General features: G+C 66.6%; 4 protein-coding genes. 3 read left to right on the top strand and 1 reads right to left on the bottom strand.

Annotated elements, in window-relative coordinates; genetic code table 11:
• Positions 1-145: 145 nt before the first annotated feature.
• From xseB to GPA_RS02215, 3 genes are all read left to right on the top strand, one after another.
• Positions 146-400 carry an exodeoxyribonuclease VII small subunit gene (xseB, locus tag GPA_RS02225; RefSeq protein ID WP_015538814.1) on the top strand — a complete coding sequence of 85 codons (255 nt, stop codon included), beginning with the start codon at positions 146-148 and terminating at the stop codon, positions 398-400.
• Between the two features lie 50 nt (positions 401-450).
• Positions 451-804 (top strand): histidine triad nucleotide-binding protein, encoded by a 354-nt coding sequence (locus GPA_RS02220; protein WP_015538813.1) that lies wholly within the window; start codon positions 451-453, stop codon positions 802-804.
• 227 nt (positions 805-1,031) lie between these two features.
• Complete coding sequence (locus tag GPA_RS02215) at positions 1,032-2,273, top strand: acetate/propionate family kinase (RefSeq protein WP_049783982.1); 1,242 nt, start codon at positions 1,032-1,034, stop codon at positions 2,271-2,273.
• 154 nt (positions 2,274-2,427) lie between these two features.
• Here the strand turns inward: GPA_RS02215 and pta are convergent.
• Positions 2,428-3,222 (bottom strand): phosphate acetyltransferase (pta, locus tag GPA_RS02210; RefSeq protein ID WP_083808858.1); only part of this gene is annotated, 795 nt, incomplete at its 5' end.

Raw genomic sequence — 3,222 nt, 5'->3', positions numbered from 1 at the left:
CAGGAGGGCGCCGTGGCGAAGCGCGTCGAGGACGCGCCGCCTGGATCGGCGCTCGAGGTGACGGTGTCGGACGGCGTGCTGGCGTGCCGCGTGGAGTCGGCTCGGCGCGAGGACATCGAGATGATACTATGGGAGGATGAGGACAATGGAGACCGGTGATCGCAAGCCCGTCGAGGAGCTGACGTTCCGCGAGGCCATGGGCGAGCTCGACGGCATCGTGCGGGTTCTGGAGAGCAACTCGCTGGAGCTCGAGGACAGCCTGGTCAGCTACGAGCGCGGCGTGTCTTTGCTGCGCGCGCTGCAGGGCCGCCTGAACGAGGCGCAGCAGAAGGTCGAGGTGCTGATGGGCGAGCTCGAGGGCGAGGTGGACGACGCCACGCGCGACGCCACGCTGTCGTAGGCTGACGCCGCCCCGACGGGGCGGCGCACGGAAAGGAAGGAGAGGGCGCCATGCGCAAGGAAGACTGCCTGTTCTGCAAGATAGTGGCGGGGGAGATCCCGTCGACGAAGGTGTACGAGGACGAGCGGGTGCTCGCGTTCGAGGACGTGAGCCCGCAGATGCCGGTGCACACGCTCATCGTGCCGAAGGACCACTACGACAACATCGGCGACGGCGTGCCGGACGAGGAGCTGGGCTACCTGTTCAACACGGTGCGCAAGGTTGCCGACATCAAGGGCATCGCCGAGAGCGGCTACCGCGTGATCGTGAACACGAACAATGACGCGCAGCAGTCGGTGCACCACCTGCACGTGCACGTGCTGGGCGGCGCCCCCATGAACTCGGGCGACCCTTCGCGGAAGTAGCTCTGCGGCAACGGGGCGTGACAGGGGGACGGGGATATTGTCACATTCACGTTCGTCTTGCCTGGTCGTGATGCGTCACGGAATGTGACAATATCCCCGTCCCCCTGTCACGCTTTTTCGGTGAGCGGCGCGCCGTTTGCCGAATGAACGGGCCGTATCCATTCAACGACCGCAGTGCTTCCCTAAACTAATTGTTTCAGGAATTGAGCCCAAAAGGAGGCAGGTCGTTGAACGTTCTCGTTATCAATGCAGGATCATCTTCCTTGAAGTACCAGCTGGTGAACGTGGAGCAGCACGAGCTGCTCGCGAAGGGCATCTGCGAGCGCGTGGGCTCGGCGGAGGCCTTCCACAAGCACGGCCTCGACAAGAACGAGGAGGTCATCGACGCCAAGATGTCCGACCACGACGACGCCATGGCGCTCGTCCTGGAATCGCTCACGTCGGGCCCGGCGAAGGCCATCGACTCGCTCGACGAGATCGACGCCGTGGGGCACCGCATCGTTCAGGGCGGCAAGTACTTCGACCGCTCGGTGCTCATCGACCAGGACGTCATCGACAAGATAGACGAGCTGGCCGAGCTCGCGCCGCTGCACAACGGTGCCGCCCTCATGGGCATCCACGCCTGCCAGAAGCACATGCCGGACGTGCCCATGGTGGCCGTGTTCGACACGTCGTTCTTCCAGACGCTGCCCCCGAAGGCCTACATGTACCCGCTGCCCTACGAGCTGTACGAGAAGTACGCCATCCGCAAGTACGGCGCGCACGGCACGAGCCACCGCTACATCTCCGAGCGCGCCGCCGCCGTGCTCGACGAGCCGATAGAGGACCTCAAGCTCATCACGTGCCACCTGGGCAACGGCTGCTCCATCAGCGCCATCGACCACGGCGTGGCCGTGGACACGTCCATGGGCCTCACGCCGCTCGATGGCCTCATGATGGGCACGCGCTGCGGCGCCATCGACCCGGCCATCGTGCCCTTCGTCATGGAGCACGAGAACCTGACCGGCGCCGAGATGAACGACCTCATGAACAAGAAGTCGGGCCTGCTGGGCATCTCGGGCATCTCGAACGACCTGCGCAGCGTGCGCGACGCCTCCGAGAAGGGCGACGAGCGCGCCATGCTCGCCTACGACATGTACTCGAACTCCGTGAAGAAGTACATCGGCCAGTACATCGCCGTCATGGGCGGCGTGGACGCCATCGTGCTCACGGCCGGCGTGGGCGAAAACTGCGAGAAGATGCGCCGCATGATCTTCACCGGCCTGCAGCCGCTCGGCATCATCCTCGACGAGGAGAAGAACCGCCAGCGCGGCTTCGAGCGCGAGATATCGGCCGACTCCTCGCAGGTGAAGATCATCATCATCCCCACGAACGAGGAGTACATGATCGCGCGCGACACCTACGACATCGTCCACGAGCAGATGCGCGTGGAAGGCACCGTGTTCGACGAGGAGCCGGTGCTGGTGTAGGGCGCTTTCTCCTGCGAGCCCAGAACCTGGAGCGGCCCCGCGCAACGCGCGGGGCCGCCTTGGTATGCCGTGCATGGCCGTCCGGGGGAGCAGGAAATCCCCTGCGCTCGGCCGCCCCCTTGCGCATAGGCGGGGGCGGCCTGCAGGCGCTTCGCTATTCGATGGCTTTCGCCTGGGCCTGCACGCAGGTGATGGCGATGACGCCCACGATGTCGTCGGCGGAGCAGCCGCGTGACAGGTCGTTCACCGGCGCGGCGATGCCCTGGGTGACGGGGCCGTACGCCTCGGCGCAGGCGAGGCGCTGCACGAGCTTGTAGCCGATGTTGCCGGCGTCCAGGTCGGGGAACACGAGCACGTTCGCGCGGCCGGCCACGGGGGAGCCGGGCGCCTTCGACGCGCCCACGGAGCCGATGATGGCCGCGTCGAGCTGCAGCTCGCCGTCCAACGCCAGGTCCGGCGCCAGCTCGCGTGCGATCTCGGTCGCCTCCACCACCTTGGCGGCGTCGGCGTTCTTGGCCGAGCCATGGGTCGAATGCGAGAGCAGCGCCACGCGGGCCTCCTCGCCCATGAGGGTCTCCCACGACTTCGCGGAGTTCACGGCGATGTGCGCCAGCCTCTCGCTGTCGGGCTGCACCTCCAGGCCGCAGTCGGAGAACAGGAACGTGCCGTTCGCGCCCAAGTCGCAGTCGGGCACGCACATGACGAAGAACGAGCTGACCAGCTTCACGCCGGGCGCGGTCTTGAGTATCTGCAGGCTCGGGCGCAGCACGTCGCCCGTGGCGTGGCAGGCGCCGGCCACCATGCCGTCGGCCAAGCCCTGCTTCACCATCATCACGCCGAAGTACAGCACGTCGTCCATGAGGGCCTCGGCCTGCTCGGGCGTCAGGCCCTTGTGGCGGCGCAGCTCGTAGAGGGCGGCGGCGAACTCGGCGCGCTCGGCGGCCGTGCG

This window comes from Gordonibacter pamelaeae 7-10-1-b (genome assembly GCF_000210055.1).
In the GTDB taxonomy this organism is placed as follows: domain Bacteria; phylum Actinomycetota; class Coriobacteriia; order Coriobacteriales; family Eggerthellaceae; genus Gordonibacter; species Gordonibacter pamelaeae.
The sequence above is the reverse complement of the archived record's forward strand: the minus strand, read 5'-3'. Positions and strand labels throughout refer to the sequence as shown.